This is a genomic window from Pseudomonas sp. K2I15 (assembly GCF_002204795.1).
GTDB lineage: Bacteria > Pseudomonadota > Gammaproteobacteria > Pseudomonadales > Pseudomonadaceae > Aquipseudomonas.
This window is the reverse complement of the sequence record NZ_NIXO01000006.1, coordinates 135,849-161,429: the sequence shown is the minus strand read 5'-3', so window position 1 is coordinate 161,429 and position 25,581 is coordinate 135,849. Positions and strand designations below refer to the sequence as shown.

At 60.1% G+C, this 25,581-nt stretch carries 22 protein-coding genes; 4 read left to right on the top strand and 18 right to left on the bottom strand.

The annotated features are described in order from the left end of the window. Positions 1–785 precede the first annotated feature (785 nt). Together CEC48_RS06745 and pdeM are read left to right on the top strand one after the other, a co-directional pair. A complete protein-coding gene (locus CEC48_RS06745) occupies positions 786–3,263 on the top strand; it encodes a ligase-associated DNA damage response DEXH box helicase (protein WP_088423025.1) in 2,478 nt (825 codons plus the stop codon). Continuing rightward, positions 3,263–3,919 carry a ligase-associated DNA damage response endonuclease PdeM gene (pdeM, locus tag CEC48_RS06740; protein WP_088423024.1) on the top strand — a complete coding sequence of 219 codons (657 nt, stop codon included), beginning with the start codon at positions 3,263–3,265 and terminating at the stop codon, positions 3,917–3,919. Before CEC48_RS06745 ends, pdeM begins: the two co-directional genes overlap by 1 nt. A 31-nt stretch (positions 3,920–3,950) precedes the next feature. Here pdeM and CEC48_RS06735 read toward each other — a convergent pair whose 3' ends face one another. After that, on the bottom strand, positions 3,951–4,154 hold the full coding sequence (locus CEC48_RS06735; RefSeq protein ID WP_088423023.1) for a hypothetical protein: 204 nt from the start codon (positions 4,152–4,154) through the stop codon (positions 3,951–3,953). Positions 4,155–4,261: 107 nt separating this feature from the next. After that, the gene (dcd, locus tag CEC48_RS06730; protein WP_003219273.1) at positions 4,262–4,828 is read right to left on the bottom strand and encodes a dCTP deaminase; all 567 of its coding nucleotides are present in this window, start codon (positions 4,826–4,828) and stop codon (positions 4,262–4,264) included. Between the two features lie 378 nt (positions 4,829–5,206). On the opposite strand from dcd, the gene CEC48_RS06725 reads away from it, so the two are divergent. Next, positions 5,207–5,416, top strand: a complete 210-nt coding sequence (locus tag CEC48_RS06725; protein WP_002554837.1) for a cold-shock protein — start codon at positions 5,207–5,209, stop codon at positions 5,414–5,416. 152 nt (positions 5,417–5,568) lie between these two features. Here the strand turns inward: CEC48_RS06725 and rpoS are convergent, their stop codons facing one another. The 8 genes from rpoS to CEC48_RS06685 form a co-directional block, all read right to left on the bottom strand. Next, the gene (gene rpoS, locus CEC48_RS06720; RefSeq protein ID WP_088423022.1) at positions 5,569–6,573 is read right to left on the bottom strand and encodes an RNA polymerase sigma factor RpoS; all 1,005 of its coding nucleotides are present in this window, start codon (positions 6,571–6,573) and stop codon (positions 5,569–5,571) included. A 108-nt stretch (positions 6,574–6,681) separates the two neighbouring features. Further along, on the bottom strand, positions 6,682–7,515 hold the full coding sequence (locus CEC48_RS06715; RefSeq protein WP_088423021.1) for a peptidoglycan DD-metalloendopeptidase family protein: 834 nt from the start codon (positions 7,513–7,515) through the stop codon (positions 6,682–6,684). Between the two features lie 210 nt (positions 7,516–7,725). After that, on the bottom strand, positions 7,726–8,361 hold the full coding sequence (locus tag CEC48_RS06710; RefSeq protein ID WP_010176736.1) for a protein-L-isoaspartate(D-aspartate) O-methyltransferase: 636 nt from the start codon (positions 8,359–8,361) through the stop codon (positions 7,726–7,728). Positions 8,362–8,402: 41 nt separating this feature from the next. After that, positions 8,403–9,152, bottom strand: coding sequence for a 5'/3'-nucleotidase SurE (surE, locus tag CEC48_RS06705; RefSeq protein WP_088423020.1), 750 nt, complete (start codon positions 9,150–9,152; stop codon positions 8,403–8,405). Beyond that, positions 9,140–10,198, bottom strand: a complete 1,059-nt coding sequence (truD, locus tag CEC48_RS06700; RefSeq protein ID WP_088423019.1) for a tRNA pseudouridine(13) synthase TruD — start codon at positions 10,196–10,198, stop codon at positions 9,140–9,142. The genes surE and truD overlap by 13 nt, the downstream gene beginning before the upstream one ends. After that, complete coding sequence (gene ispF, locus CEC48_RS06695) at positions 10,195–10,668, bottom strand: 2-C-methyl-D-erythritol 2,4-cyclodiphosphate synthase (protein ID WP_010176739.1); 474 nt, start codon at positions 10,666–10,668, stop codon at positions 10,195–10,197. The genes truD and ispF overlap by 4 nt, the downstream gene beginning before the upstream one ends. A gap of 54 nt (positions 10,669–10,722) precedes the next feature. Then, a complete protein-coding gene (gene fghA / locus CEC48_RS06690; protein ID WP_088423018.1) occupies positions 10,723–11,568 on the bottom strand; it encodes an S-formylglutathione hydrolase in 846 nt (281 codons plus the stop codon). A gap of 8 nt (positions 11,569–11,576) precedes the next feature. After that, on the bottom strand, positions 11,577–12,689 hold the full coding sequence (locus tag CEC48_RS06685; RefSeq protein ID WP_088423017.1) for an S-(hydroxymethyl)glutathione dehydrogenase/class III alcohol dehydrogenase: 1,113 nt from the start codon (positions 12,687–12,689) through the stop codon (positions 11,577–11,579). A gap of 109 nt (positions 12,690–12,798) precedes the next feature. Here CEC48_RS06685 and CEC48_RS06680 point away from each other — a divergent pair, with 109 nt between their 5' ends. Then, positions 12,799–13,692, top strand: coding sequence for a LysR substrate-binding domain-containing protein (locus CEC48_RS06680; protein ID WP_088423016.1), 894 nt, complete (start codon positions 12,799–12,801; stop codon positions 13,690–13,692). 367 nt (positions 13,693–14,059) lie between these two features. On the opposite strand, the gene ispD is transcribed toward CEC48_RS06680, so the two are convergent. The 8 genes from ispD to dnaE all read right to left on the bottom strand — a co-directional run bounded on the left by ispD (position 14,060) and on the right by dnaE (position 25,508). After that, a complete protein-coding gene (ispD, locus tag CEC48_RS06675) occupies positions 14,060–14,770 on the bottom strand; it encodes a 2-C-methyl-D-erythritol 4-phosphate cytidylyltransferase (protein WP_088423015.1) in 711 nt (236 codons plus the stop codon). Next, the gene (gene ftsB / locus CEC48_RS06670) at positions 14,767–15,045 is read right to left on the bottom strand and encodes a cell division protein FtsB (RefSeq protein ID WP_003219292.1); all 279 of its coding nucleotides are present in this window, start codon (positions 15,043–15,045) and stop codon (positions 14,767–14,769) included. Before ftsB ends, ispD begins: the two co-directional genes overlap by 4 nt. A 171-nt stretch (positions 15,046–15,216) precedes the next feature. Then, positions 15,217–16,506, bottom strand: a complete 1,290-nt coding sequence (gene eno / locus CEC48_RS06665; RefSeq protein ID WP_088423014.1) for a phosphopyruvate hydratase — start codon at positions 16,504–16,506, stop codon at positions 15,217–15,219. Between the two features lie 157 nt (positions 16,507–16,663). Then, positions 16,664–17,509 (bottom strand): 3-deoxy-8-phosphooctulonate synthase, encoded by an 846-nt coding sequence (gene kdsA / locus CEC48_RS06660; protein WP_088423013.1) that lies wholly within the window; start codon positions 17,507–17,509, stop codon positions 16,664–16,666. A 5-nt stretch (positions 17,510–17,514) separates the two neighbouring features. Next, positions 17,515–19,146 (bottom strand): CTP synthase, encoded by a 1,632-nt coding sequence (locus CEC48_RS06655; protein ID WP_076015820.1) that lies wholly within the window; start codon positions 19,144–19,146, stop codon positions 17,515–17,517. Between the two features lie 273 nt (positions 19,147–19,419). Further along, the gene (tilS, locus tag CEC48_RS06650; protein WP_088423012.1) at positions 19,420–20,739 is read right to left on the bottom strand and encodes a tRNA lysidine(34) synthetase TilS; all 1,320 of its coding nucleotides are present in this window, start codon (positions 20,737–20,739) and stop codon (positions 19,420–19,422) included. Positions 20,740–20,900: 161 nt separating this feature from the next. After that, positions 20,901–21,848, bottom strand: coding sequence for an acetyl-CoA carboxylase carboxyltransferase subunit alpha (locus CEC48_RS06645; RefSeq protein ID WP_088423011.1), 948 nt, complete (start codon positions 21,846–21,848; stop codon positions 20,901–20,903). Between the two features lie 138 nt (positions 21,849–21,986). Continuing rightward, entirely contained in the window at positions 21,987–25,508 is a 3,522-nt protein-coding gene (gene dnaE, locus CEC48_RS06640) for a DNA polymerase III subunit alpha (protein ID WP_088423010.1), read from the bottom strand. Positions 25,509–25,581: the final 73 nt, after the last annotated feature.

The following is a 25,581-nucleotide window of genomic DNA, read 5'->3' as shown; positions in this document are numbered from 1 at the left end:
GGTTCCGCTCTTACAGCGGCTCACTTTTGAAAAGCGCAAAAGTAAGCAAAACGCTCTTGCCCCACCACTCGGCACCTCGCTTGGGCTCGGTGTGCCCTCTCTCCGGTATTACTGCGCGGGCCGCCGCGACGGGGCGTCCCTGCCCCGTCGCGGCTAAACCGGCGTCCTGCCGGTTTACCCGCTCCGTACTACCTGCGTTCGGCCAGCGTGGTTTAACGGGGCGCCTAAGATCAAGATCAAAAGCAAGAGCACAGCGGCCTACAGGCCGGCTTGAGTGTGGTGAAGCAAAATCAAAAGCTAAAGCGGGCACGGTTCAAATGTGGGAGCGGGCTTGCTCGCGAAGGTCGTTAACGATGACGTTGGCATCCTGATTCAACGCGGCGTTCTCGGGTTTTTCGCGAGCAAGCCCGCTCCCACAGAAAAGCAGCTCTGCTTTCGCTCTGGATCTGGCCCTTGCTTCTAACACTCAAGCCGGCCGGTAGGCCGCTGTGCTTTTGCTGTTGATTTTGATCTGCCTGCTCCATTCAGCCCGAGACCGAACGCAGGTATTGCGGAGCAGGTAAACCGGCAGGACGCCGGTTTAGCCGCGCTGGGCCAAGGATGGCCCAGCGCGGCGGCCCGCTTCGCGGTGCCTTTGTTCGGGAACGCCGAGCCTAAGCGAGGCGCCGACAGGCGGGGCAGAGCCCTAATGAGATGGTCAGCCCGGCACGGGCCCCCCTGCCAATCGCAGTTAAACCTTTCCCCCACCGCAAAGGTCTCTGAAATACACCCCCAGAGCCCCAAGCATGGCCAAATCCCCCAACTTCGCCAAAGACTGGTTCACCACCAAGGGCTGGACCCCGTTCGCCTTCCAGAAACACGTATGGAAGGCAGTCAAAGAAGGCCAATCGGGACTGCTCCACGCCAGCACCGGCGCCGGGAAAACCTACGCACTGTGGCTCGCCGCCCTCAACCGCTTCGCCATCACCGAAGACACTCCCCGTAAACGCAAAGCACCCGCCGAGCCGCTGACAGTCCTGTGGATAACCCCCATGCGCGCCCTGGCCGCCGACACCGCACGCGCCCTTGAAGCACCGCTCCAATCCCTGAACATCCCCTGGAGCGTCGGCCTGCGCACCGGCGACACCAGCAACAGCGAGCGCGCCCGCCAGAGCCGCCGCCTGCCCACCACCCTGATCACCACCCCGGAAAGCCTGACGCTGATGCTCGCCCGCGCCGACAGCCAAACCAGCCTGTCCCATCTGCGCATGGTGGTAGTGGACGAATGGCACGAACTGATCGGCAACAAACGCGGCGTGCAACTGCAACTCGCCCTCGCCCGCCTGCGGCAATGGCACCCTGATCTTATTGTGTGGGGCATTTCCGCAACCTTGGGCAATCAAGCCCACGCGCTGGAGGTGTTGATCCCACAAGGCGCCGGGATCAACATCCAAGGCCAAACCACTAAACAATTGCAGGTAGACACCCTCCTGCCACCGGTGATCGAGCGCTTCCCATGGGCCGGCCATATCGGCCTGAAAATGCTCCCGCAGGTGGTCGCCGAGGTCGATGCCAGCAGCAGTTGCCTGGTATTTACCAACACGCGCGCGCAATCAGAGATCTGGTACCAGGCCTTGCTCGACGCTCGCCCCGACTGGGCCGGAGTGATTGCCCTGCACCACGGCTCGCTTTCCCGGGAGACACGCGATTGGGTCGAGCGCGCCTTGAAGGATGGGCAACTGAAGGCGGTGGTGTGTACCTCCAGCCTGGACTTGGGGGTGGATTTTCTGCCGGTGGAACGGGTGCTGCAAATCGGCTCGGCCAAGGGTGTAGCCCGCCTGATGCAACGCGCCGGGCGCTCTGGCCATGCGCCGGGACGACCGTCGCGGGTGACGCTGGTGCCAACTCACAGCCTGGAACTGGTGGAGGCGGCTGCCGCGCAGGATGCGATTGCCCAGCGGCGCATCGAAGCCCGTCAATCGCCCCAAAAGCCCCTGGACGTGCTGGTGCAGCATCTGGTGAGCATGGCGCTGGGCGGCGGCTTTGTGCCGGATGCGCTGCTGGCGGAGGTACGTACAGCCTGGGCCTATCGTGACCTGAGCGACGCGGATTGGGCGTGGGCCCTGGGTTTCGTGCGCCATGGCGGCCTGTCGCTGACCGCCTACCCGGATTATCGCCGGGTTGAGCCAGACGAACACGGCGTTTGGCACGTGCCCGATGCGCGGCTGGCGCGACGCCATCGCATGAGCGTGGGCACGATCGTCAGCGACGCCAGCATCCAGCTGAAATTCTGGAGCAAGGGCGGCGGCGGCAAGACCCTGGGCAGTGTCGAGGAAGGCTTTATTGCGCGCCTGAAGCCAGGAGATGGCTTCCTGTTCGCCGGGCGTTTGCTGGAATTGGTGCGGGTGGAAAACATGACCGCTTATGTACGGCGCAGTACCGCGAAAAAGGCCGCCGTACCGCGCTGGAATGGTGGACGTATGCCGCTTTCCAACGAGCTGGCCCAGGCGGTGGTCGAGCGCTTTGATGCGGCCGCCCACGGTCAATTCCTCGGCCCGGAGATGCAAGCGGTGCAACCGTTGCTGGAAACCCAGTTGCGCTGGTCCGGGCTGCCGACCCGCGAGCATTTGCTGGCCGAGGCGCTGAAGTCCCGGGAAGGCTGGCACCTGTTTCTGTATCCGTTCGCCGGGCGCCAGGTGCACTTGGGGTTGGCAAGCCTGCTGGCTTGGCGGGTCAGCCAGCAACAGGCGGTGACGTTTTCGATTGCGGTCAATGATTACGGGCTGGAACTGCTAAGCGCGACCGAGATGGATTGGCCTGAGTTATTGAACGGGCAATTGCTGAGTGCGGATCATCTGCTGGATGACGTGATAGCGAGCCTGAATGCCGGTGAGCTGGCCCTGCGGCGCTTTCGTGAGATCGCACGGATCGCCGGGCTGGTGTTCGCCGGCTACCCAGGGGCGCCGAAAAGTACGCGTCAGGTTCAGGCCTCCAGCGGTTTGTTCTTTGAAGTGTTCAAACAGTACGACCCGCAAAACCTGTTGCTGACCCAGGCCGGGGAAGAAGTCCTGCGCGAAGAGTTGGATATTCGTCGGTTGGAAGAGACGTTGCGCCACTTGTCGGGATTGAAACTGGACCTGCATCGCATCAAACGACCTACGCCACTGGCCTTTCCGCTACTGGTGGAGCGTTTTCGGGAAAGCCTGAGTTCGGAAAAGCTCTCGGAGCGTATTGCGCGGATGGTCAAGGACTTGGAAAAAGTCGCCGATAACGGGAAGAACTGATGCCCGCTCATTACCCGATACCTCTGGCAGACGAAGAGCTGTGGTTGCTGGCGGACAAGGCAGTCTATTGGCCCGCGAGAAAGTGCCTGCTGATCGCCGATGCGCATTTTGGCAAGGCATCGGCCTATCGCAGCCTGGGCCAGCCGGTGCCACAGGGCACGACGACGGATAACCTTCAGCGCCTGGACCGGCTGCTGACGGCTTTCCCGTGCGCGCAGGTGATCTTTCTCGGCGATTTTCTCCATGGGCCCGGCTCTCACGCCAGTGGCACCCTGAACGCCCTCAGAGCCTGGCGTGAGCGTCATTCTGGTGTCGAGCTGACGCTGATTCGCGGCAATCACGACAAACGCGCAGGCGACCCGCCTGGGGATCTGAACATTGAGGTGGTGCCCGAACCGCTGCTAATGGGGCCGTTTGCCTTGCAGCACGAACCGGACGCCCATGCGAGCCACCATGTACTGGCCGGGCACGTGCATCCGGTGTATCGCCTGCGGGGCAAGGGCCGGCAAAGCTTGCGCCTGCCGTGCTTCCTGCTTGGCACCCAGGTCAGCCTGTTGCCCGCGTTCGGAGCATTTACGGGGGGTTATGCCGTGACTCAGGAAAAAGACAGCCAGATATTTGTGATCGCAGACCACGAAGTATGGCCAGTGCGTTGAGCAACTGACCATTGGCGACAAGTGCGGGAAATCAAGCCACGGGGGCGGGAGGCGGTTCGTCTGGGAGAGTGGGCTCACCCGGTTCTTCAGGCTGGTTGGGCCAGGGATCATCGGGGCCGGGCTGGCCGGGAATGCCGCCTGCGGCGGGATCGGCCATCAAGGACCAGGCCAAAACACCAATCTGGTTGGGTTCAAGCCGGGCGAGTTCGGCGCTGATTCGCGGATCGAGCTTCATAGGGGACTCCTCAAGCGTGGCCCGGCGCGTTGTGCACGCGTCGGGGCAGTACACCCAATAGAGTGCCTGCCCGCTGACAAATTCCCTTAGCCTGTAAGACGATTCAATCAGGTACGTGGGAGAGTGACGCCGCGCTGGCCCTGATACTTGCCGCCACGGTCCTTATAGGACACTTCGCACTCTTCGTCGGATTCGAAGAACAGCATCTGTGCCACGCCTTCGTTGGCGTAGATTTTCGCCGGCAAGGTGGTGGTGTTGGAGAACTCCAGGGTCACGTGCCCTTCCCATTCCGGCTCAAGCGGCGTCACGTTGACGATGATGCCGCAGCGCGCGTAGGTGCTTTTGCCCAGGCAGATGGTCAGGACGTTGCGCGGGATGCGGAAGAACTCGACGGTGCGCGCCAGCGCAAAGGAGTTTGGCGGGATGATGCAGACGTCGCTCTTGACGTCGACGAAGCTTTTTTCGTCGAAGTTTTTCGGATCGACGGTCGCCGAGTTGATGTTGGTGAACACCTTGAACTCATCGGCGCAGCGTACATCGTAGCCGTAGCTGGAAACCCCGAACGAAATCAGCCGCTCAGCGCCTTCGCCGCGCATCTGGCGCTCCACGAAGGGCTCGATCATGCCGTGCTCTTGCGCCATGCGGCGAATCCACTTGTCCGATTTGATGCTCATGGCGGGTGTCCTGAATAGCGAGGTGAAAAAATTCTGTTGGGCATCTTACCGGGGCTGGCCCCGTGGTTCAAAGGGGCGGCTGTTTTTCTTGCCGCCGTGCAGCCCCTGCTGGGCGGGGCGCACCTTCAATTAGGGGATGTTGGTGCGGTATCAGGCTGCCGCCAGTCACGAAAATAGAGAAACCTTCGGAAATACCATTGGCACGTTCCGGAAAAAGGGTTAAGGTGGCGCCACTGTGCTGCTTGTGTCACTGAGAATCTCTACACGATATGTTGAATTTCGATCCAACCATCTCCAAGAATTTTTCCTGCTCTTTGCACTCAGTCTCGGCCAGGGCTTTTCCTGAGTCGCAGTTAACTTTGTCCAAGGAGATACACCATGTCTAATCGCCAAACTGGTACCGTTAAGTGGTTCAACGATGAAAAAGGCTTCGGCTTCATCACTCCACAATCCGGTGACGACCTGTTCGTTCACTTCAAAGCTATCCAATCCGACGGCTTCAAAAGCCTGAAAGAAGGCCAACAGGTTTCTTTCATCGCTACCCGCGGTCAGAAAGGCATGCAAGCTGAAGAAGTTCAAGTTATCTAACTTGTACTGATTTAGTCGAAAAGCCCCGCCCTTAAAAGCGGGGCTTTTTTGTGCCCGCTCGTTACCGCGCTCCGCGTGGGAATGATCGGCACAAATCAAAACGCCCGGTGCATTCACATGCACCGGGCGTTTTCATAGCTGCCTACAGGTCGTTACTGAAACAACGACTCGCTCGACAGGCCATTCTTCTCCAGGATCTCACGCAAGCGCTTGAGGCCCTCTACCTGGATCTGCCGCACCCGCTCACGGGTCAAGCCAATCTCCAGGCCAACATCCTCCAGGGTGCTGCTTTCGTGGCCACGCAGCCCGAAGCGGCGAATCACCACCTCACGCTGTTTGTCCGTCAGCTCCGAGAGCCACTGGTCGATGCTTTGCGACAGATCGTCGTCCTGCAGCAACTCACAAGGGTCCGTAGGACGATCATCGGTCAGGGTGTCCAGCAGGGTTTTATCCGAATCCGGACCCAGCGAGACATCGACTGAAGACACCCGCTCATTGAGACCGAGCATGCGCTTGACCTCTCCCACCGGTTTTTCCAGCAGGTTGGCGATTTCTTCAGGCGAAGGTTCATGATCGAGTTTTTGTGTCAGCTCACGCGCCGCCCGCAGGTAGACGTTGAGCTCCTTGACCACATGGATCGGCAGCCGGATCGTTCGGGTTTGATTCATGATCGCCCGTTCGATGGTCTGACGAATCCACCAGGTGGCGTAGGTCGAAAAGCGGAAGCCCCGCTCTGGGTCGAACTTCTCCACCGCCCGGATCAGGCCGAGATTGCCTTCCTCGATCAAGTCCAACAGGGACAGCCCACGATTAACATAGCGTCGGGCGATTTTCACCACCAGTCGCAGGTTGCTTTCAATCATGCGCTTGCGCCCAGCCGGATCGCCCTTTTGCGACAAGCGCGCAAAAAAGACTTCTTCTTCGGGAGTGAGCAGAGGGGAAAAGCCGATTTCATTGAGGTACAACTGGGTCGCGTCGAGCGCCCGCGTGTAATCAATGTATTTGTGTTGCTTTAACGCGGTGGAGTTTTTGGACTTGGTGCGAACTGAAGGTACAGCAGGTCCCTCATTCGACATCGATTCCGTATCGATGACAGTCTCCATAAGGAGAACCTCATCGTCGATGTCAAACTCCGGCGCTTCTTTACTGAGAGCCATTGTTATAGTCCTTTGGTGAGTTCGACCTCAAGCTCAAGCGACGCCTTTATCCTTGGCAACGCTGGAGCCTGTTCCTTCTACGTGAGGGAACAGGCTGGTAACAACACATCAACGACGGGGAAGGAATTGCAGCGGATCAACAGGCTTCCCTTGGCGGCGAATCTCAAAGTGCAGTTTCACCCGGTCTGTACCAGTTGACCCCATTTCGGCAATTGTCTGTCCGACTTTGACCTGCTGTCCCTCCCGAACCAACAGCCTGCGGTTGTGACCGTAGGCACTAACGTAGGTATCGCTGTGTTTGATGATGACCAGCTCGCCGTAGCCCCGTAAACCACTCCCGGCGTACACCACTGTCCCATCAGACGCAGCCAAAACAGGCTGTCCCAAATCCCCGGCGATATCAATGCCTTTATTCAAACTACCGTTTGAAGAGAATTTTCCAATTAAAACACCATTTGAAGGCCATCCCCAACCGGTCGGTGCAGGCCCTGCGGGCGGCAGTGGCGCAGGTGCCGGTTTGCTCGCAACGCTAGGCGCGGCGGTGCCTGCAGGCCGGGTGATGATTGTAGTTTTGCTCGACGACGACGGCGACGACGCCGTATTTGTGACAACGGCGGTCGGTGCTGAACCGGTTCGCCCATCGAAACGGATCGTCTGACCCGGATGTATCGTATAAGGCACAGGAATGTTGTTACGGGCGGCCAGCGCTTTGTAATCCCACCCATAACGGAAGGCGATCGAGAACATCGTATCGCCCTTGCGCACTACATATTGCCCGGTGGTAACGGTAGGTTTTTGCGGTACCGCATTATTGCGATCAACCACCCGCGCACCGGATGGCGTACTTGAGCAAGCCGCCAACAAGGAACTCAAGACAAGGCCAATCACCAGTCGCTGAAAGCTTGTTTGACTCATACGCTGTGCAATGACCGTGAGACTCACCCGCCGCTCCCTTTGTGGTGGCTGACTATGAACGCCTGTATCAGGCTTGAAATATGACGCAAGTATAACTGGCCGTTGGATTTTTACTGGAAACACGATTCTAAAGAAAAATTCACCATGTTTAATTCCTACGGCTGATCATGTTGACTCAATAGACCCCGCCGTAAGACACATACCCGGCAATAGAATTCAGTGCACAGGAATAATTGATCAGGCCAGTGGACCGTTAAGCAACGGCACAAAACGCACGGCGCCAAGCACATGCCGGGAAAAGCCTTCTTCCTCGCGAATGATCAACATTAATTGTTGCACTTCGCCGGAGCCCACCGGAATCACCAGCCGCCCACCGGGCGCCAGTTGGTCGAGCAAGGCCTGGGGCACATCGGTCGCAACGGCGGTGACAATGATGCCGTTGTACGGCGCCAGCGCCGGCCAGCCTTCCCACCCATCGCCCCAACGGAACACCACGTTACGCAGGTTCAACTCCACCAGGCGTTCCTTGGCCCGGTCCTGCAGAACCTTGATGCGCTCGACGGAAAACACCCGTTCCACCAACTGCGACAACACGGCCGTCTGGTAGCCGGAGCCGGTACCGATTTCCAGCACCTTATCCAGCGGGCCTGCCGCCAGCAGCAGTTCACTCATCCGCGCCACCATATAAGGCTGGGAGATGGTCTGGTTGTGGCCGATGGGCAAGGCCGTGTCTTCATAGGCGCGGTGCGCCAGGGCTTCATCGACAAACAGATGACGCGGGGTACGCCGGATGACTTCCAGCACCTGGGCGTTGGACAGCCCTTCTTCATACAGGCGCTGGATCAAACGCTCGCGGGTGCGCTGGGAGGTCATCCCGATGCCCCGGCGCAGCAGGTCGTCTTGTTCACGAGCCATCAGCGCAGCCCCTCCAGCCAGCCATCGAGGCTACTGAAGGCATCACTGAAGGTGCGATCAAGTTGCAACGGGGTAATCGAGACATAACCTTGCATCACCGCATGAAAGTCCGTGCCCTCGCCGCCGTCTTCGGCATCGCCGGCAGCGGCGATCCAATAACCCTCCTTGCCACGCGGGTCGACCACCTTCAGCGGCGCTTTCGCACGGGCACGATGGCCCAGACGGGTCAGCTGGATGCCGCGAATATGGTCCAGGGGCAGGTTGGGGATATTGACGTTGAGCACCGTGCGCGGCGGCAAGACCAATGTGTCATGGGCTTGCACCAGCTTGCGGGCGAAATACGCCGCGGTCGCCAGGTTGTCCAATTGACGGGAAGCAAACGAAAAGGCGAACGAGGTCCGACCGAGGAAGCGCCCTTCAAGGGCCGCCGCCACAGTGCCGGAATACAGCACGTCATCGCCCAGGTTGGCGCCCAGGTTGATCCCGGAAACCACCAGGTCCGGCTCGCGCTCCAGCAAGCTGTTGATTGCCAGGTGCACGCAGTCGGTCGGCGTGCCGTTCACGCTGATAAAGCCGTTGGGCAACGTCTGTGTATGCAACGGACGGTCGAGCGTCAGCGAGCTGCTGGCGCCGCTTTTGTCCTGGTCCGGGGCAACCACTACGCACTCGGCGTAATCCGCCAGCGCAGCATGAAGCGCGGCAAGGCCGGGTGCGGTGACCCCGTCGTCGTTAGATATCAGAATACGCATGGGCTGTCCGTCTGCCCCACCGGCACCAGATCTACAAGCTCGCGCACCAAGACAGTGGCGAAGCATCCAGCCGGCAGGACGAATTCCAATTGCAGAATGTCAGGTTCGGGATAATGCCACGTCAACCCGCCAATGGGCAGTCGAAGAATGCGACGTTCCTGGCTCATGCCGGCATTCACCAGCCAATCGCGCAGGTCGGCTTCACCGTCGGCGATCGCCTGTTCCAACGCATGCGTAGCACCGGCGGCAGGCGAATCGCCCTCGCCCCACTGCGGCCCGGTGGGATGCAGGTCCAGGATCGCCAGGCGCGGGTCGCTGCATTCAGCCTCCCCCGCCGGGAAAAAGCTGCGGCTGTCGGTAAACGCCAGTAAGTCGCCGACCTGAGCGCGCTGCCAGGAACCGTCGGCCACCCGCGCCGCCAACACTTTATTGAACAGGAAGCTGCGCGCCGTCGAGAGCAGGCGCGAACGCACATTGCGCTGCTCCGGCAAGGCCTTGCGCGCGGCCCAGTCGCGGGCATCGACGACGTTGCCGCCGTTATGGCCGAAACGCTGGGTGCCAAAATAGTTGGGGATACCTTGTTTGGCGATCAGTTGCAGGCGCGCTTCGATGGCAGCGGCATCGCCGGCAAACTGGGTCAGGCGCAAGGTAAAACCGTTGGCCGAATGCGCGCCGCGCTGCAGCTTGCGCTTGTGGCGGCCGGTCTTGAGGATCTTCAGGGTGTCGTTTTCCGCCCCACTCAGATCCGGATCAGCCTTGCCCGGCAACTGCACGCTGAACCACTGGCGGGTCAGCGCCTGGCGGTCCTTGAGCCCGGCGTAGCTGACGGTGCGCAACGACACACCCGCCGCCTTGGCAATCCGCCGCGCGGCTTCTTCGGTATTCAGGCCGCGCTTTTCCACCCACAACCACAGGTGTTCACCCTCGCCGGTCAGCGGGATATCCAGCACTTCATCCACCTGGAAGTCTTCAGCGGTAGCCTTCAGAACGGCGCTGCCCAGGGCCTCGCCATAGGCACGCGGGCCCAGCAGTTGCAGATCATTCATGCGCGCAGCAACAAGGCAACGGAGTGCACGGCAATGCCCTCTTCGCGACCGGTAAACCCGAGCTTTTCGGTGGTGGTGGCTTTTACGTTCACTTGATCCAACTCAACTTGAAGATCCGCGGCAATCAGCGCGCGCATCGATTCGATATGCGGGGCCATCTTTGGCGCCTGGGCGACGATGGTGTTGTCGACGTTGCCGACCTTCCAGCCCTTGGCGTGGATCAAACCGACCACGTGACGCAGCAGCACGCGGCTGTCCGCGCCCTTGAACGTCGGGTCGGTGTCCGGAAAGTGTTTGCCGATGTCGCCCAACGCAGCGGCGCCGAGCAAGGCGTCACTCAAGGCATGCAGCACAACGTCGCCGTCGGAATGAGCCAGCAACCCGTGGTGGTGCGCGATCCGCACGCCGCCCAGGGTGATGAAATCGCCTTCGGCGAAACGGTGCACATCATAGCCGTGGCCAATACGCATAAAAAAACGCCCCGATTTAATTCAGGGCGTGATTCTACCTACTTTTGCCTCACATTAACCGAGCAAAGCGCGTGCATGATGGCGTAAATGGTCTTCGATAAAGCTGGCGATAAAGAAGTAGCTGTGGTCATACCCCGGTTGCAGGCGTAGCTCCAGCGGATGGTTGGCCGCCTTGGCCGCTTGCTGCAAGGCCTCAGGCTTAAGCTGCACGGCGAGGAAATCGTCGCGATCGCCTTGGTCTACCAGCAATGGCAGCTTTTCCGAGGCTTCGCTGATCAACACGCAGGCGTCCCATTCGCGCCATTTCGAGCGTTCTTCGCCGAGGTAGCGCGAGAACGCCTTCTGGCCCCACGGGCAATCCATCGGGTTGTTGATCGGCGAGAACGCCGACACCGACTGATAGCGCCCCGGGTTGCGCAAGGCACACACCAGCGCGCCATGACCGCCCATGGAGTGGCCGCTGATCCCGCGTTTGGCCGAAGCCGGGAAATGCGCCTCGACCAATGCCGGCAATTCCTGCACCACGTAGTCATGCATCCGATAGTGCTGGGCCCAGGGTTCCTGGGTGGCGTTCAGGTAGAAGCCGGCGCCGAGGCCAAAGTCCCAGGCGTTGTCCGGGTCACCCGGCACACCGGGCCCGCGCGGGCTGGTGTCTGGCGCCACGATGATCAACCCCAGCTCGGCCGCCATGCGCTGGGCGCCGGCCTTCTGCATGAAGTTCTCATCGGTGCAGGTCAGCCCCGACAGCCAGTACAGCACCGGCAACTTGCCGCCCTGCTCCGCTTGCGGCGGCAGGTACACGGCGAACGTCATGTCGCAGCCGAGTACGTCGGAATGGTGCTTGTAGCGTTTGTGCCAGCCGCCGAAGCTTTTCTGGCACGACAGGTTTTCCAGACTCATGGCCGACCTCAGAAGTGAATGACGGTACGGATGCTCTTGCCTTCATGCATCAGGTCAAACGCCTTGTTGATATCTTCCAGGCCCATGGTGTGGGTGATGAAGGTATCCAGCGGGATTTCGCCGGTCTGGGCCATTTCCACGTAGCTTGGCAATTCGCTGCGACCACGCACGCCACCAAACGCCGAACCGCGCCAGACGCGGCCAGTCACCAGTTGGAACGGACGGGTAGAGATTTCCTGGCCAGCACCGGCCACGCCGATGATCACCGACTCGCCCCACCCTTTGTGGCAGCACTCAAGGGCCGCACGCATCAGTTGAACGTTGCCGATGCACTCGAAGGAAAAGTCGACGCCGCCATCGGTCAAATCGACGATTACGTCCTGGATCGGGCGATCGTAGTCTTTCGGGTTGATGCAGTCGGTGGCGCCCAGTTGCTTGGCGATTTCAAACTTGGCCGGGTTAATGTCAACGGCAATGATGCGGCCGGCCTTGGCTTTCACCGCGCCGATCACCGCCGACAGGCCGATGCCGCCCAGGCCGAAGATGGCCACGGTGTCGCCCGGCTTGACCTTGGCGGTGTTGATCACCGCACCGATGCCGGTGGTGACGCCACAGCCCAGCAGGCAGACTTTTTCCAGCGGCGCTTCTTTAGGAATCTTGGCCACGGAGATTTCCGGCAGCACGGTGTATTCGGAGAAGGTCGAGGTGCCCATGTAGTGAAAAATCGGCTGGCCCTTGTAGGAAAAGCGCGAAGTGCCGTCCGGCATCAGGCCTTTGCCCTGGGTCGCACGAATGGCCTGGCAGAGGTTGGTCTTGCCCGACAGGCAGAATTTGCACTTGCCGCATTCTGGGGTGTACAGCGGGATCACATGGTCGCCCACTGCCACCGACGTCACGCCTTCGCCGATGGCTTCAACCACGGCGCCGCCTTCGTGACCGAGGATCGACGGGAAGATGCCTTCCGGGTCAGCGCCCGACAGCGTGTACGCATCGGTATGGCAAACGCCGGAGGCCACCACCCGCAACAGCACTTCGCCAGCCTTGGGCATGGCCACATCCACTTCAACGATCTCGAGAGGTTTCTTGGCTTCGAAGGCTACGGCCGCGCGGGACTTGATCATCCGGTTTCTCCATGGGGTTAAAAACGTAAGATCGACAGTGTAAAACATCACCAGTTGATTAATAATCCAAGCCAAAGCAAAACATTATTGCTGTCCAGGGATAATAAGCATGTTGGAAAACCGCTGGGAAGGCATCGACGAGTTCGTTGCTGTGGCTGAGTGCAGCCAATTTACGGCGGCCGCCGAACGCCTAGGGGTGTCGTCCTCGCATATCAGTCGCCAGGTCGCGCGCCTCGAAGAACGCCTGCAAACCCGCTTGTTGTATCGCAGTACACGACGGGTGACGCTGACGGAGGCCGGCCAGACCTTCCTGCAACATTGCCAGCGCTTGCAGGATGGCCGCGAGGAAGCCTTGCGCGCGGTGGGCGACCTGGCCAGTGAGCCAAAAGGCATGTTGCGCATGACCTGCGCGGTGGCCTACGGCGAACGGTTTATCGTGCCCTTGGTAACACGATTCATGGGGCTGTACCCCCAATTGCGGGTGGACGTTGAGCTGAGCAACCGCCAGTTGGACCTGGTTCACGAAGGCCTGGACCTGGCGATTCGCCTCGGGCGGCTTTCCGACTCACGCATGGTTGCCAGCCGCCTGGCGCCGCGACGCATGTACCTGTGCGCGTCGCCGTCCTACCTCGAACGTTATGGGCGCCCACACAGTTTGTCGGAACTGAGCCGGCATAATTGCCTGATCGGCAGTTCCGATATCTGGCAATTGGAGCAGGACGGGCGGGAATTCTCCCAAAGGGTGCAGGGAAACTGGCGTTGCAACAGCGGGCAAGCGGTGCTGGATGCCGCCTTGCAAGGGGTCGGCTTGTGCCAATTGCCCGACTACTACGTACTGGAACATCTGAAAAACGGCACCCTGGTGTCCTTGCTTGAGGCGCATCAACCGCCCAACACCGCGGTGTGGGCGCTGTATCCGCAACAACGTCATCTTTCGCCGAAGGTGCGAAAGCTCGTGGATTTCCTCAAGGACGGGCTGAGTAAAAACCCGGTCTATCTATAAATAACGCCTGGTGATTGCCGACAAGGTCGTAAATAGCGGCCTTCATTGCACAGCCAGGCCACCCCATGAGCGCCAACGCCCGACAGATCCAACGCATCAATCACTTCGTCCGCAAAGTGCTGGATAGCGAAAACGCCGCAAACCCTGCTGACCAAACCGGGCCAATTCATGCTCACGGCGGCCACGCCCACGACGGCAGCGCAGATCCACCGCCGCTCACGGCGCGGGGATATCCAGAGCTTCAGGGTCAATCAACAGGGCAGCAAGTTTTCTGTCCAGGTCCCGGGGTCGCCGGTGGACGATAAATCCTTCGGCAGTCTTCAGGCGCTGGTGGACGGGCTCAAGGCCAGCCCCGGAATGGAAGAGGTCAGGACGGCTGATGAGCCCGGCGCTGGCGCAGCCATTCGAGGTCTTCCGGGCGGGTGACCTTGATGTTGTCGCTACGGCCTTCGATCAGGCGTGGCGCGTGCCCGGCCCATTCCATGGCTGACGCTTCGTCGGTGATCACCACGTCCGACACCAGGCTGTCGGCCAGGGCCCGATGCAAGGCGCCGAGGCGGAACATCTGCGGTGTGTAGGCTTGCCAGATTTCGCTGCGGTCAACGGTTTCAAGGACGCGGCCGTGTTTGTCGGCGCGCTTGAGGGTATCCCGCGCCGGCACCGCCAGCAGCCCGCCGACAGCGTCGCCGGCCAGCTCACCGAGCAGCTTGTCGAGGTCATCGCGGTTGAGGTTCGGTCGGGCCGCATCGTGCACGAGCACCCAGTCGTCATCGCTGGCGCCCTGGCCATGCAGGTACAGCAAGGCGTTGAGCACCGAGCCCGAGCGCTCTTCGCCGCCGTCCACACGCACGATGCGCGGGTCGGTGGCGCAGGCCAGGGTCGGCCAATAAGGGTCATCAACAGCAACGCAGACTACCAAACCCTTGAGGTCCGGATGGTCGAGGAAACAGCCAAGGCTGTGTTCGAGAATAGTGCGCCCGCCCAGTTGCAGATATTGCTTGGGACGGTCGGCAGCCATACGGGCACCAACGCCCGCGGCAGGAATCACGGCCCAGAAGGCCGGTGACGGAATGCTCATTGGGCCAACTGGTAGAGGGTCTCGCCCTCCTTGACCATGCCCAACTCATGACGAGCCCGTTCTTCAACGGTCTCCATGCCTTTTTTCAGTTCAAGCACTTCAGCATCGAGCACGCGATTGCGCTCCAGCAACACCTCGTTTTCGGCGTGCTGTGCGGCAATTTGCTGGGTCAGTTCGGTGACCTGCGCCAAGCTGCCATTCCCCACCCAAAGGCGGTACTGCAGGCCAGCCAGCAGCAAGAGCAAGACGAGGAACAACCAATTGGGACTGCGCATCGAATATCGGGTATCCAGTGAAAAAAGACAGCCATGCAAAACTTTTAAAGCAACTGATAGCACGAAGCCTGGAATAACCAGGCTTGTGCTTGTTAGTCATGAGATTAGCGTCGAAATTCACGCTGTCGTGATTTTTCCGACGTAATCCGCTGACCTTTTACCATTTAACAATCAGCCGCGAAACTCGCTGCGACCGTTGTATTTGGCTTTGCCGCCCAGTTGCTCTTCGATACGCAGCAATTGGTTGTACTTGGAAACGCGATCGGACCGGCACAGGGAACCGGTCTTGATCTGCCCTGCCGAAGTGCCCACGGCCAGGTCGGCAATGGTCGAGTCTTCGGTTTCGCCGGAGCGGTGGGAGATCACAGCGGTGTAGCCCGCAGCCTTGGCCATCTGGATGGCTTCCAGGGTTTCGGTCAGGGTGCCGATCTGGTTGAACTTGATCAGGATCGAGTTGGCAATCTTCTTGTCAATGCCTTCTTTCAGGATCTTGGTGTTGGTCACGAACAGGTCGTCGCCTACCAGTTGGATCTTCTCGCCGATCTTGTCGGTGAGGATCTTCCAGCCAGCCCAGTCGGACTCGTCCAGGCCATCTTCAACGGAGATGATCGGGTAGCGTTCGGTCAGGCCTTTGAGGTAGTCAGCAAAACCTTCGGAGGTGAATACGTGGCCTTCACCGGACAGGTTGTATTTGCCGTCTTCGTAGAATTCGCTGGCCGCGCAGTCCAGGGCCAGGGTCACGTCGGTGCCCAGCTTGTAGCCAGCGTTGGCCACAGCTTCGGAGATCACTTTCAGTGCATCTTCGTTGGACGCCAGGTTTGGCGCGAAACCACCTTCGTCACCCACGGCAGTGCTCAGGCCACGGGCCTTCAGCACAGCCTTGAGGTGATGGAAAATCTCGGTGCCCATGCGCAAGCCTTCGGAGAAGGTCTTGGCGCCAACCGGCTGAACCATGAATTCCTGGATGTCGACGTTGTTATCAGCGTGCTCGCCACCGTTGATGATGTTCATCATCGGAACCGGCATCGAGTAAACACCCGGGGTGCCGTTCAGGTTGGCGATGTGGGCGTACAGCGGCAGGTCCTGGTCCTGTGCAGCGGCCTTGGCAGCCGCCAGGGACACGGCGAGGATGGCGTTGGCGCCCAGGCTGCCTTTGTTTTCGGTACCGTCGAGCTTGATCATCGCGTGATCGAGGGCTTTCTGGTCAACAGGGTCCTTGCCCAGCAGCAGGTCACGGATCGGGCCATTGATGTTGGCGACCGCCTTGAGTACACCCTTGCCCAGGTAACGGCTCTTGTCGCCATCACGCAGTTCCAGCGCTTCGCGGGAACCTGTGGAAGCACCGGACGGCGCGCAGGCGCTACCGATGATGCCGTTATCGAGAAGCACGTCGGCTTCGACGGTAGGGTTGCCACGGGAGTCGAGAACTTCACGACCTTTGATGTCGACGATTTTTGCCATTGTTGTAAACACTCCAAAGTTGACGAAAACGACGCAGCTGAAGGAAATCTTTTGACCGACCGCAAGGGTGGAACAACGGGGCAGGCTTGCAGGCGACAAGGCTCAGACCCGTGGGCCTGAGCGTAAAACGAGGGAAAGTCTACCGGAGAAACGACGCTTACGCGGTCTCTACCGTCGGAAAACTCTTGACCAGGTCGTCCAACTGCTTCAACTGGGCCAGGAATGGCTCCAGCTTGTCCAGGCGCAGGGCGCATGGGCCGTCGCACTTGGCGTTGTCCGGGTCTGGGTGGGCTTCCAGGAACAGGCCTGCCAGGGACTGGCTGATGCCGGCCTTGGCCAGGTCCAATACCTGGGCACGGCGCCCGCCAGCGGAATCGGCGCGACCACCGGGCATTTGCAGCGCGTGGGTCACGTCGAAGAACACCGGGTATTCGAACTGTTTCATGATGCCGAAACCGAGCATGTCCACCACGAGGTTGTTGTAGCCGAAGCTCGAACCACGCTCGCAGAGGATCAACTGGTCGTTACCCGCTTCTACGCACTTGCTCAGGATGTGTTTCATTTCCTGGGGCGCGAGGAACTGGGCTTTCTTGATATTGATCACCGCGCCGGTCTTGGCCATGGCGACCACGAGGTCGGTCTGGCGCGACAGGAAGGCCGGCAACTGGATGATGTCGCACACCTCGGCGACCACGGCCGCTTGTTCCGGCTCGTGGACGTCGGTGATGATCGGCACGCCGAAGGCTTGCTTGATGTCCTGGAAGATCCGCATGCCTTCTTCAAGGCCCGGGCCGCGATAGGAGGTCACGGACGAACGGTTGGCCTTGTCGAAGCTGGCCTTGAACACGTAAGGGATACCGAGTTTCTCGGTCACCTTCACGTACTCTTCACAGACCTGCATCGCCATGTCGCGGCTTTCCAGCACGTTCATGCCGCCGAACAGCACCATGGGCTTGTCGTTGGCAATCTCGATGTCGCCTACGCGAATGATCTTCTGGGCCATCAGGTTTACGCCTTCTTCTGATGTTGCGTCAGTGCTGCTTTAACGAAGCCGCTGAACAACGGGTGACCGTCGCGCGGGGTCGAGGTGAACTCCGGGTGGAACTGGCAAGCCACGAACCATGGATGATCCGGTGCTTCAACCACTTCAACCAGCGCGCCATCACCGGAGCGACCGGAGATTTTCAGGCCGGCTTCCATGATTTTCGGCAGCAGGTTGTTGTTCACTTCGTAGCGGTGACGGTGACGCTCGACGATCACGTCCTTGCCGTAGCAATCGTGAACCAGGGAACCCGGTTCCAGCAGGCAATCCTGCGCGCCGAGGCGCATGGTGCCGCCCAGGTCGGAGGTTTCAGTACGGGTTTCAACGGCGCCGGTGGCATCTTCCCACTCGGTGATCAGGCCCACGACCGGGTGGCCGCTGGTGCGATCGAACTCGGTGGAGTTGGCGTCTTTCCAGCCCATCACGTTACGGGCGAACTCGATGACCGCCACTTGCATGCCCAGGCAGATGCCCAGGTACGGCACCTTGTTCTCACGAGCGTATTGAACGGCCGTGATCTTGCCTTCCACGCCACGCAGACCGAAGCCGCCCGGAACCAGGATGGCGTCAACGCCTTCCAGCAGCGCAGTGCCCTGGTTCTCGATGTCTTCGGAGTCGATGTAGCGCAGGTTGACCTTGGTACGGTTGCTGATGCCCGCGTGGCTCATCGCTTCGATCAGCGACTTGTAGGCGTCCAGCAGCTCCATGTACTTGCCGACCATGGCGATGGTCACTTCATGCTCAGGGTTGAGCTTGGCGTCGACCACGGCTTCCCACTCGGACAGATCGGCGCCGCCACACTGCAGGCCGAAACGCTCGACGACAAAATCATCCAGGCCCTGGGAATGCAGGATGCCCGGGATCTTGTAGATGGTGTCGGCGTCTTCCAGGGCAATCACCGCACGTTCTTCAACGTTGGTGAACTGGGCGATCTTGCGACGCGAGGCGATGTCGATCGCGTGGTCGGAGCGGCAGACCAGCACGTCCGGCTGCAGGCCGATGGAACGCAGTTCCTTGACCGAGTGCTGGGTAGGCTTGGTTTTGGTTTCGCCGGCGGTGGCGATGTACGGCACCAGTGTCAGGTGCATCAGCATCGCGCGCTTGGCGCCGACTTCGAAACGCAACTGGCGGATGGCTTCGAGGAACGGCTGGGATTCGATGTCACCTACGGTGCCACCGATCTCGACCATTGCCACGTCGGCATCGCCTGCACCCTTGATGATGCGGCGCTTGATTTCGTCGGTGATGTGCGGGATCACCTGGATGGTTGCACCCAGGTAGTCACCACGGCGCTCCTTGCGCAGCACGTGCTCGTAGACACGGCCGGTGGTGAAGTTGTTGTTCTGGGTCATGGTCGTGCGGATGAACCGCTCGTAGTGGCCCAGGTCCAGGTCAGTCTCGGCGCCGTCGTGGGTGACGAACACTTCACCGTGCTGGAACGGGCTCATGGTGCCCGGGTCAACGTTGATGTACGGGTCCAGCTTGAGCATGGTGACCTTAAGTCCCCGCGCCTCCAGGATGGCCGCCAATGAAGCGGAGGCAATGCCTTTCCCCAATGAAGAAACAACACCGCCCGTGACGAATATGTAGCGCGTCATGAAAAACCCTAGAAGTCTGCGTTAAAGCGGTCCGAGCCGCCGGGGAAAGCGAAGGAAGGCCGAAGCCCCCGATCACCTGCATTAATCACAGTGCACCTTTCAAAAAAACCGCCGCGTTGTGACAGACCAGCAATGAAGCACCGGTACGTTGATCGCTACACATTTTTTGGAATCGCCCAGCAAAGACTGCTTGGTAATCGGCAACTGCTGCGATTCAGGCGAATCCACAGAAGTTGTATCAAGAAGGGAGCGTAGTCTACCGGAAAGGCTCTATCAGCTCAAACCTTGATCGCAGGTTGGTGGCATCCAATGTAATTGCCAGCCGGCATGGCCACCTGCTGTAAGCCCCGGCAGGTTGGCCGCAGCCAGCAATTGTTGGCCCTGATACAGCAGCGGCAATCTGCCACGGATGAAGCCTGGTATCGCACTTTCGTTAAGCAACCGCTTCAGGTCGCGCCGCCCCCGGCCTGGCAATTCCATGATTTCGCCGCCTTGGCGATAACGGATGCTCAGATGACCTTCGGGTGCGCTGCCGCTGAAATGCAATTGGCCGTTACCGGGTAACTGTAGTGGGTTTTCGGGGCGTGACCAGCTCACCGATGTGTCAGAAAATTCCGACCAACTGGCGGGTAACCACCAGATATGCCCACCGCAACGGTGCAATTGACCGTCGGCCAGGCGCCACAATGGCTGCGCGTCTGCCTTGGCATCGCGCAAGGCCTGCCAGCCCGCCCAATGCTCGCTGTCGGGCAAGCGTGTCAGTGGTGCCAGCCAGTGCCTTAACGCATTACGCTGGCGCGCCTCGGAGAGCGTGCAAAGCGGCTCAAGGGCCAGCGACGGCAACGCCAGCCAGGGAAACATTGAGGGCTGGCTGGCGGCCAGCAGGTCCATCTGCGCCAGTTCGTCGAGCAGGCCCCGGGCCTCACTCAAATGTTCGGCGCTGCGTGCCATGGTGCTGACAGCCTGGGGCCAGCGTTCGGTCAGCTGCGGGAAAACATGATGGCGCAGGTAATTGCGCGAGAAACGCGAATCAGCGTTGGACGGGTCTTCAATCCAGGTTAATTGTTGCTCGCGGGCGTAGGTTTCCAGGTCGGCGCGGGATACATCCAGCAAAGGCCGCACCAGATAGCCGCCCGCCAGTGGACGCTGCGCGGGCATTGCCGCCAGCCCACGCACACCAGCCCCACGCAACAGGCGAAACAACAAGGTTTCGGCCTGATCGTCGCGGTGCTGGCCCGTGAGTAGCAACTCCCCTGCCCCAATGACCTCGGCAAACGCCTGATACCGCGCCTCACGGGCGGCACGCTCCAGGCTTGCGCCAGGCTGCACTTGCACCCGGATCACTTGCAGGGGCACGCCCAAGGCGTCGCACACGGCCTGGCAATGAGCCGGCCACGCATCAGCCGCAGCTTGCAGCCCATGATGAACATGCAGCGCACTGAGTGGTGGGAGATTGTCTGTTTTGGCCAGAGTGGCCAGAAGGTGCAGCAGGACGGTGGAGTCGAGACCGCCGGAGAAGGCGATATGCCAGGCCGGGGCGTTGCGCCAGGGCGCGAGGGCTTGCAGAAGTTTGGCGGTTAAGGTGGGCTTCATAGCAAAGTACGCCATCAATCTGGAATGCGATAACCCAGCATACACAAAGCAAATGTGGGAGCGGGCTGGCTCGCGAATACGGTGTGTCAGTCGCCAACTATATTGACTGAACCACCGCCTTCGCGAGCAAGCTCGCTCCCACATTTTAGTACCGCGTCGACTTAGAGGCCGTAGCTCATCAGTCGCTCGTAACGACGGGCCAGCAGCGCCTCGTTGTCGAACTTCTTGAGCATCGCCAGTTGCGAGCTGAGTTCAGCACGAATGGACGCGGCAGCAGCAGCCGGGTCACGGTGAGCGCCGCCCAATGGCTCGGCGATCACTTTATCCACGATACCCAGGCCTTTCAGGCGATCAGCAGTGATGCCCATGGCTTCAGCGGCATCCGGCGCTTTTTCGGCGGTTTTCCACAGGATCGAGGCGCAACCTTCCGGCGAGATCACCGCGTAGGTCGAATATTGCAGCATGTTCAGCTGGTCGCAGACGCCAATAGCCAATGCACCGCCGGAACCGCCTTCACCGATCACGGTAGCGATAATCGGCGTCTTCAGGCGAGCCATCACGCGCAGGTTCCAGGCAATCGCTTCGCTCTGGTTGCGCTCTTCAGCGTCGATACCCGGGTAGGCGCCCGGGGTGTCGATGAAGGTCAGGATCGGCATCTTGAAGCGCTCGGCCATTTCCATCAGGCGGCAAGCCTTGCGGTAGCCTTCGGGGCGCGGCATGCCGAAGTTGCGGCGAACTTTCTCGCGCACTTCACGGCCTTTCTGGTGACCGATCACCATCACTGGCTGGTCGTCCAGGCGAGCGATACCGCCCACGATGGCTGCGTCGTCGGAGAAGTGTCGGTCGCCGTGCAGTTCGTCGAACTCGGTGAAGATGTGGTCGATGTAGTCCAGGGTGTATGGACGGCGCGGGTGGCGGGCCAGGCGCGCGATCTGCCAGCTGGTCAGCTTGCCGAAGATGTCTTCGGTGAGCGTGCTGCTCTTGTCTTGCAGGCGAGAGATTTCATCGCCGATATTCAGCGAATTGTCATTGCCGACCAGGCGCAGTTCTTCGATCTTGGCTTGCAGGTCAGCGATCGGCTGTTCGAAATCAAGAAAATTCGGGTTCATAAGCGTCCGTCTTGGGTCGACGGCCAAGGAGTGCCTGGCCAGCCGGTTGTCTATTCGCGCCCTACCTTAAGGGAGAGGCGCGTTTAGGTCGAGATTAAATGTTCGGTCGAGATCAGGCGTTTTGATATCGCCTGGCCGTCAACGGTATTGGAGGAAGACGTTGTCACGCCCGAACTGGTCACGCAATGCTTGAATCAAGCCATCCGCCGGGTCGATTCTCCAGGTTTCGCCGAACTGCAGCATGGCCTTGGCATCGTTGCCGGTGTACTCCATGGTCACCGGGCATGCGCCGCGGTGACGCTTGAGCAAGTCACCCAACCAGCGTAGCTGATCGCCTTTGAGCGCATCGGTGCGCACTTTCAGACGCAGGCTTTCAGCCAGGTTGGTACGGGCATCTTCCATACTCATCACGCGCTTGATCCGCAGGCGCAGGCCGCCGGAGAAGTCATCGTTGCTGACCTCCCCTTCCACTACCACCATCGCGTCAGTCTGCAACAGCGACTGGGCGGAATGGAATGCATCGGCAAACAAGGAGGCCTCGATCCGGCCCGAGCGGTCGTCGAGGGTGATGAAACCCATCTTGTCGCCCTTTTTGTTCTTCATCACCCGCAGGGCAATGATCATGCCCGCGACGGTCTGGGTATCGCGCGCCGGCTTCAGGTCGATGATGCGCTGACGGGCGAAACGCCGGATTTCACCTTCGTATTCGTCAATCGGGTGACCGGTGAGGTACAGGCCCAAAGTGTCCTTCTCGCCCTTGAGGCGTTCCTTGAGGGTCAGGTCCTTGGCCTTGCGGTGATTAGCGTAAACGTCGGCATCTTCTTCGACGAACAACCCGCCAAACAGGTCGGCGTGGCCGCTGTCATGGGTGCGCGCGGTCTGCTCGGCAGCCTTGATCGCTTCTTCCATGGCGGTCAGCAGCACTGCGCGGTTGCGGTCGATGTTGGCCTGGTAAGCCTTCGGCTCGTCGTGGAAGTACGGGCCCAGGCGATCGAGGGCGCCGCTGCGGATCAAGCCGTCGAGGGTACGTTTGTTGATGCGCTTGAGGTCGACCCGGGCGCAGAAGTCGAACAGGTCCTTGAACGGCCCGTCCTGACGCGCTTCGGTAATCGCCTCCACTGGGCCTTCGCCCACGCCCTTGATCGCGCCGAGGCCATAAATGATGCGGCCTTCGTCGTTCACCGTGAACTTGAACTCGGACGTGTTCACGTCCGGCGCATCGAGGCGCAGCTTCATGGTGCGCACTTCCTCGATCAAGGTCACGACCTTGTCGGTGTTGTGCATATCCGCAGAGAGTACCGCGGCCATGAACGGCGCCGGGTAGTGAGCTTTCAACCACGCGGTCTGGTAAGACACCAGGCCGTAGGCAGCGGAGTGGGATTTGTTGAAGCCGTAACCGGCGAATTTCTCTACCAGGTCAAAAATGTTACCGGCCAGGTCCGCGTCGATGTTGTTGGTGGCGCAACCTTCAATGAAACCGCCGCGCTGCTTGGCCATCTCCTCGGGCTTTTTCTTACCCATGGCTCGACGCAGCATGTCCGCACCGCCGAGGGTGTAGCCGGCCATGACCTGGGCAATCTGCATTACCTGTTCTTGATACAGGATGATGCCGTAGGTCGGTGCCAATACGGGCTTGAGGCCTTCGTACTGGTAGTCGGAGTGCGGGTAAGCCAGCTCGGCACGCCCGTGCTTGCGGTTGATGAAGTCATCCACCATGCCCGATTGCAGCGGGCCCGGACGGAACAGGGCCACCAGTGCGATCAAGTCTTCCAGGCAGTCGGGCTTGAGCTTTTTGATCAGCTCTTTCATGCCGCGCGATTCAAGCTGGAACACCGCCGTGGTTTCGGCTTTTTGCAGCAACTGGTACGTCGGTTTGTCGTCCAGCGGGATAAAGGCGATATCCAGCGGCGGCTCGTCGATCTTCGCGCGCTCGCGGTTGATGGTCTTCAGCGCCCAGTCGATGATCGTCAGGGTACGCAGGCCGAGGAAGTCGAACTTCACCAGGCCGGCCGCCTCCACGTCGTCCTTGTCGAACTGGGTGACCAGGCCGTCGCCTTCTTCATCGCAGTAGATAGGCGAAAAGTCGGTCAGCTTGGTAGGAGCGATTACTACACCACCGGCGTGTTTACCGACGTTACGCACCACGCCTTCGAGCTTGCGCGCCATGTCCCAGATTTCGGCCGCTTCTTCATCGATCTTGATGAAGTCCCGCAGGATTTCTTCCTGCTCGTAGGCTTTTTCCAGGGTCATGCCGACTTCAAACGGAATCATCTTCGACAGGCGGTCAGCCAAGCCGTAGGACTTGCCCTGCACCCGGGCCACGTCACGGATCACCGCTTTCGCCGCCATGGAACCGAATGTGATGATCTGGCTTACGGCGTTGCGGCCGTATTTCTCGGCCACGTATTCGATGACCCGGTCGCGACCATCCATGCAGAAGTCGACGTCGAAGTCGGGCATCGAGACCCGTTCCGGGTTAAGGAAACGTTCGAACAGCAGGTCATATTCCAGCGGGTCGAGGTCGGTGATCTTCTGCACATAGGCCACCAGCGACCCGGCACCCGACCCACGGCCGGGGCCCACCGGCACGCCGTTGCTTTTGGCCCACTGGATAAAGTCCATTACGATCAGGAAGTAACCGGGGAACCCCATCTGGATAATGATATCCAGCTCGAAATTCAGCCGGTCGACGTAGACCTGGCGCTTGGCTTCGTAATCTTCAGTGGTGTCCTTGGGCATCAGGACGCTCAAACGGTCTTCCAGACCGTCAAACGAGACCTTGCGGAAGTATTCATCGATGGTCATGCCATCGGGAATCGGGAAGTTGGGCAGGAAGTGCTTGCCCAGCTTCACTTCAATGTTGCAGCGCTTGGCAATTTCGACGGAGTTTTCCAGGGCCTCAGGCAGGTCGCTGAACAGCTCGGCCATTTCATCGGCGCTTTTGAGGTACTGCTCTTCGCTGTAGTTTTTCGAGCGGCGCGGATCGTCCAGCGCCCGGCCTTCGCCGATACATACGCGGGTTTCGTGGGCCTCGAAGTCTTCCTTCTTGATAAAGCGCACATCGTTGGTTGCGACCAGCGGCGCGCCGAGCTTTTCAGCCAGGGCCACGGCGGCGTGCAACTGCTCTTCATCGTTGGGGCGGTTGGTGCGCTGGATTTCCAGGTAGAAACGGTTGGGGAAGACGTCCATCCACTCGCGGGCGAGCACTTGCGCCTCCTGGGGATTGCCGCCCAACAGCGCGATACCGATTTCACCCTCTTTGGCCGCCGAGAGCATGATCAGCCCTTCGCTGGCTTCAGCCACCCACTCGCGCTCGATGATGATCGAGCCGTTGCGCTGGCCATCGATAAAACCACGGGAAATCAGTTCGGTGAGGTTGCGATAACCGACGCCGTTCATCGCCAACAGGCTGATGCGGCTCAGTGGGTTATCCGGGTCTTTGTTCGACAGCCACAAGTCGGCGCCGCAAATCGGCTTGATGCCGGCGCCCATGGCGGCCTTGTAGAACTTGACCAGGGAACACATGTTGTTCTGGTCGGTCACCGCCACGGCAGGCATGTTCATGCCCACCAGGGTTTTGACCAGGGGTTTGATCCGTACCAGGCCGTCGACCAGGGAGTATTCAGTGTGCAGGCGCAGGTGAACGAATGAAGCCGGCATAGTGATCCTGTCTAAAAACGTGGAGACAACAAGGCCCGGATTGTACCGGGCCTTGAGCAAAACATCAGCCTCG